This is a genomic window from Streptomyces flavofungini (assembly GCF_041028215.1).
Taxonomy (GTDB): domain Bacteria; phylum Actinomycetota; class Actinomycetes; order Streptomycetales; family Streptomycetaceae; genus Streptomyces; species Streptomyces flavofungini_B.
Genome location: NZ_JASKYR010000598.1, coordinates 1 through 4942, shown reverse-complemented (window position 1 = coordinate 4942; position 4942 = coordinate 1). Strand labels below are relative to the sequence as shown.

Annotated in this window: 6 protein-coding genes; 3 read left to right on the top strand and 3 right to left on the bottom strand. The window is 73.4% G+C overall.

Annotation, left to right across the window (positions count from 1 at the left end):
- Positions 1-109 precede the first annotated feature (109 nt).
- From AB8Z36_RS30600 to AB8Z36_RS30590, 3 genes are all read left to right on the top strand, one after another.
- The gene (locus AB8Z36_RS30600; RefSeq protein ID WP_369216639.1) at positions 110-586 is read left to right on the top strand and encodes a sensor histidine kinase; all 477 of its coding nucleotides are present in this window, start codon (positions 110-112) and stop codon (positions 584-586) included.
- 52 nt (positions 587-638) lie between these two features.
- The gene (locus AB8Z36_RS30595) at positions 639-1325 is read left to right on the top strand and encodes a response regulator transcription factor (RefSeq protein WP_369216638.1); all 687 of its coding nucleotides are present in this window, start codon (positions 639-641) and stop codon (positions 1323-1325) included.
- 108 nt (positions 1326-1433) lie between these two features.
- Positions 1434-2882: a peptidoglycan D,D-transpeptidase FtsI family protein gene (locus AB8Z36_RS30590; protein WP_369216637.1), complete on the top strand. Its 1449-nt coding sequence runs from the start codon at positions 1434-1436 to the stop codon at positions 2880-2882.
- 56 nt (positions 2883-2938) lie between these two features.
- Here AB8Z36_RS30590 and AB8Z36_RS30585 read toward each other — a convergent pair whose 3' ends face one another.
- The 3 genes from AB8Z36_RS30585 to AB8Z36_RS30575 are packed head-to-tail and all read right to left on the bottom strand — an operon-like array spanning position 2939 to position 4800.
- Positions 2939-3703, bottom strand: a complete 765-nt coding sequence (locus AB8Z36_RS30585) for a hypothetical protein (protein ID WP_369216636.1) — start codon at positions 3701-3703, stop codon at positions 2939-2941.
- Complete coding sequence (locus tag AB8Z36_RS30580) at positions 3700-4041, bottom strand: PadR family transcriptional regulator (protein ID WP_369216635.1); 342 nt, start codon at positions 4039-4041, stop codon at positions 3700-3702. The genes AB8Z36_RS30585 and AB8Z36_RS30580 overlap by 4 nt, the downstream gene beginning before the upstream one ends.
- A 15-nt stretch (positions 4042-4056) precedes the next feature.
- A complete protein-coding gene (locus AB8Z36_RS30575; RefSeq protein WP_369216634.1) occupies positions 4057-4800 on the bottom strand; it encodes a CPBP family intramembrane glutamic endopeptidase in 744 nt (247 codons plus the stop codon).
- Positions 4801-4942: the final 142 nt, after the last annotated feature.

Here is a 4942-nt window from a genome sequence, read left to right as displayed (position 1 = left end):
TCCCCGCGCTGCGCGACACCGGCGCCGGTCTGCCCGCGGCCCACGGTGAGACCTGGCTGCTCGCGCTCTGCCCGGCCGCCGGGGCCGCCGCGCTCGTGGCGCTCGCGGGGTGCGCCGCGGCGGCCGGCGGCCTGCTCGCGCGCTGGGCGCCGTCCTCGGCGTGCTGCGGGAGGCCGGGGACGCCCGCGGCACGGCACCCGCGCCCACCCTCGCCACCGATCTCGACGGCCTGCTCCGCCGCACCCGGGCGGGCGGCCTGCGCGTGCGCGCCACCGTCGGCGTGGACCCCGCCGAGCTGCCCCCGCTGGTCTCCCGCGAGGCCTACCGCATCGTCCAGGAGGCCCTGAGCAACGCCCTGCGGCACGGCGGCGACGGCGCCCCGGTGACGTTGCGCGTCGCCCTGGCGGGACCCGGCCTCACCGTCACGGCCGAGAACCCGCTGCCCGGCCGCTCCCCCGCCGCCAGGACCGGCGGCGGCCACGGCCTGCGCGGCATCACCGACAGGGCCCGGCTGCTCGGGGGCACGGCGGAGGCCGGACCCGCCGGTGACGTGTGGCGCCTGACCGTACGACTTCCCCTGACCTGACCCGCACGACCTGCCCTGACCTGACCGTACGACTCGCACTGAAGGGACCCGCATGACGACCACGCCCGAAGGCGCGGACCCCGGCCGCGCGGCCATCCGCGTCGTCCTCGCCGACGACGAGCGCATGGTGCGCACCGCCCTGCGCGCGATCCTCTCCGCCGAGCCCGGCATGGAGGTCGTCGGCGAGGCGTCGACCGGCGCGGAGGTGGTCTCCGTCGTCCGGGAGCTGCGGCCGGACGTGGTCCTGATGGACGTACGGATGCCGGAGACCGACGGCATCCGCGCCACGGAGCAGATTCTGCGCACGATGCCGGAGCCGCCGCGCATCGTCGTCGTGACGACCTTCGAGAACGACTCCTACGTGTACGACGCACTGCGCGCGGGCGCCTCCGGGTTCCTCATCAAGCGCGCGGACGCGGATGCCCTCGTCCAGGCGGTGCGCGTCGTCGCGCACAGCGACTCCCTGCTCTTCCCCGCCGCCGTGCGGGCCCTCGCCGCCGAGCACGGCCGCCCGCAGCCCGAGCCGCCCGCCTGGGTGGCCAGGCTCACCGGCCGGGAGAGCGAGGTGCTGCGCTGGATGGCGGCGGGCCTGACCAACGCGGAGATCGCCGGGCGGATGGGCGTGGGCGCGGCCACGGTGAAGACGCATGTGGCCTCGGTGCTCGCCAAGACGGGCGCCCGGGACCGCACCCAGGCGGTGATCGCCGCGTACGAGTCGGGCTTCATGAGCGCCGGGTGAACGCCGCCTTCCGCCGGGCCCGGTCTCTCTGAGAACTGTCTGAGAAAACGGTCCCAAGCCCCCCAGAGGGGAACGAACCGCTCCCCGGGGCTCGTCTCTCCGTAAGAGATGAACAAGACGATCAGACACGCCTCGGTCTTCGCGCTGCTGCTCGTGCTCGCCCTGCTCCTGCGGGCGACGTGGGTGCAGTTCCACGACTCGAAGGCGCTCGCGGACGACAAGCACAACCGGCGCAACGCGATCGAGCAGTACGCGGCCCCGCTGGGCGACATCATCGTGGGCGGTGAGGCCGTCACCGGCTCCGCGCGGACGAAGGGGGGCGACCTCGCCTACAAGCGCACGTACAAGAACGGCGACCTCTACTCCCCCGTCACCGGCTACAGCTCACAGGTGTACGGGGCGACGCAGCTGGAGGGCATTTACAAGGACCTCCTCGACGGCACGGACAACCGTCTGAAGAACCCGCTCGACACGGTCACCAACAAGCGGGCCGACCCCGGCGACGTCGTGACGACCATCGACCCGGCGGTGCAGAAGGCCGGGTACAAGGCGCTGGGCGACACCAAGGGCGCGGCGGTCGCCCTGGACCCGAAGACCGGCCGCGTCCTCGGCATGGTCTCGACGCCCTCCTACGACCCGTCGCGGATCAGCGGCTCCACGGACTCCAAGGCGTGGAAGGAGCTGACGACGGACGAGGAGAAGCCGATGGTGAACCGCGCCCTGCGCCAGCCGCTCCCGCCCGGCTCGACGTTCAAGCTGGTCGTCGCGGCGGCGGCGCTGGAGGACGGTCTCTACGACTCGGTGGACTCAAGGACCGACAGCCCGAACCCCTACACCCTGCCGGGCACGTCGACGGTCCTGCGCAACGAGAACCGGTCGGCACCCTGCGAGAACGCCGACATCCGCACGGGCCTGCAGTACTCCTGCAACAACGTCTTCGCCAAGATGGCCGTGGACCTCGGCCAGGACAAGGTGAAGGCGATGGCGGAGAAGCTCGGCTTCAACGCCGACAAGCTGGATATCCCGGTGCGCGCGGGCAAGAGCGTCTACCCCTCGGACATGGACAAGGCGCAGACGGGCCTCTCCGGCATCGGCCAGTTCGACGTGACGGCGACGCCGCTGCAGATGTCGATGGTCTCCGCGGCCATCGCCAACGGCGGCGAGCTGGCCAAGCCGCACATGGTCGCGCAGATCACCGACTCGGGCGGCGACGTCCTGGAGAAGTACGGCGACGACGACGGGCAGCGCGTGATGGACGAGTCCACCGCCAAGGGCCTCCAGTCCGCCATGGAGACGGTCGTCCAGAAGGGCACCGGGTCGAACGCGCGGATCGCGGGCGCGACGGTCGGCGGCAAGACGGGCACGGCCCAGCACGGCGAGAACAACAGCAAGACGCCGTACGCCTGGTTCACGTCGTACGCCAAGGGCGGTGACGGCAAGGAGGTCGCGGTCGCCGTGATGATCGAGTCCTCCAGCGCGGCCCGCGACGAGGTCAGCGGCAACGGCCTCGCGGCGCCGATCGCCAAGGCGATGATGTCGGCGGCGCTGAAGTCCTGAGGTCCCGGCCATACGAGGGACCGGGACCGGCTTCGCGAAGGACCGGGACCGGCGCCTCAGGGCCGGGACCGGCGCCCCCGCAGGGCCTGGAGCGCGAAGCCCACACCCAGGGCCACCGCCGCGCCCGTGACGGCGCCCACCACGAGACCGAGGCCGGTACGCGCGTCGCCGTCCTCCACGGCCGCCGCGACGCCCGCCACGACCAGCGCGGCGGCGAGCACGGCGAGCAGCACATGGAACTTCCGGCTGAAGAACCGGGACCGCTCCGGCACCGGCGGCGGGGACGCGACCCGGGCGGCGGGGCCGAGGCTCGCCGCCCGGGGCCGCTTGAAGTAGGCGTAGATCACCCAGTTCCCGCAGGCCTCCCAGCCGTCGGGGGCGAGCCGCTCGTCGAGGCCCTCGCGGCCGCGGGTGACCAGCTCGCGCCGGTACTCCCAGCGCTGCGGCTGGGCAAGGTCGCGGTGGCTGACGAAGCGCCCGAGGGCGTCGACGCGCTGGACCTCCCAGCCCTCGTCGCCGAAGCGGTTCAGGAGGTCCTCGTCGACGTAGGTGTCGGCGGTCCAGCGCCAGGTCTCCACCTCCTCGCCCGGGGCGGCCGGTGCCCGCACCCCCGTGGCGGGCACCAGCTGCCGGGCGAACTCCCCGGCCGGGCCGAACTCGGCCTCGGCGTCCTCGGCGCCCGACTCCGCGAGGTGCGCCGCCAGGTCCTCGACGGTGGCCTCGACCCGGTCGGCGGGCAGGCCGAGCGCCAGCAGCCGCTCGGCGAGGTCGAGGAGGTACCCGTCCCGTTCGTGCTGGGCGTCGGTGCCGCTCGCGTTCATCGTGCCTCCACTCCCGCCTTTGCGAGTGCGTCGCGTACGGAGGTGCCGAAGGCGAGCCAGCGGCCGCCCTGTTCGCCGAGGGTGGCGCGGCCGTCCTCGGTGAGCCGGTAGTAGCGCCGCCCGGGGCCTTTCTCGGTGGCCCGGAACTCGGCGTCGACCAGGCCCGCTTCCTCAAGGCGGTTGAGCACCGGGTAGAGCGTGCCGCCCTTGATCTGGCCGAAGCCCGCGGCGCCGAGGGCTTTGGCGATCTCGTAGCCGTAGCTCTCGCCGTCGGTGAGGGCGGCGAGCACGAGGAGGTCGAGCACTCCCTTGAACCAGCTTGCCCGTCGGTCGGTCACGTGGGTCTGCCTTTCTCAGGCGGCCGTAGCCGCGAGCGGCTTCTTGGGCGCGGGCAGCGTCAGATCGCGCACGGAGAGGAGGACGTGCACGGCGGCGGGGAGCAGCAGGCTGCCGGTGGCGAGGTAGAGGCCGGTGAAGACCGTCCCGAAGAGGGCGAAGACGGCGATGCCCTGGCGGCCCTGGTAGAAGCCCGCGACCGCGTAGACGACGACGGAGAGGGCCGCGGCCGCGTAGAGGTTCAGGCCGAGGGCGCCGACGCCGAAGGCGATCAGGAGGCCCCGGTAGACCAGTTCGGCGCAGAGGCCGTCCGTGACGGCGACGGCTACGGCGAGCCCGCGCTCCTCGGCCGCGCGCGGCAGCATCGCCTCGATGGCGGCGAGCCCGGGTACGTTCTTGCCCCGCCGGACGAGGTCGCGAAAGGTGCGCCCGGACTTCACGGCGACGGCGCCGACGGCGAGTACCCCGATCACCGTGACGACGGGGCTCTCCGGCGCCGCGAGCCCGAGGTCGGCGGCGCGCACGCCGGGCGAGAGGAGCAGCGCGGCGACGGCGAGGGCGGCGAAGGACGCCCACAGGGCGAGCACGGCGCTGAAGTAGCGCACGAGAGCGCGGGGTTCGATGTCCCTGCGCCGGGCCAGCGAGCCGTACATCCGCCGGCCCGCCCAGGGCTCACCGAACAGCAGGTACGCGGCGAGCGCGGCGGTGACGGCCGTGGCGGCGGCCGAGAAGTCCGGCGACATGTCCGGCGAGATGGTCATGGAAGTCCCCCTGCCCTGAGCGGCCGTGCCTCTGCACGGCTGAGCTACCTAGACCGTATGGCAACCTAGTCAGGTTTGCAACCTATCTCGCTGTGCCGACTCACCTCCGGTGCCCCCGAGGCCCCCGCCGCCGCGCCAGTCC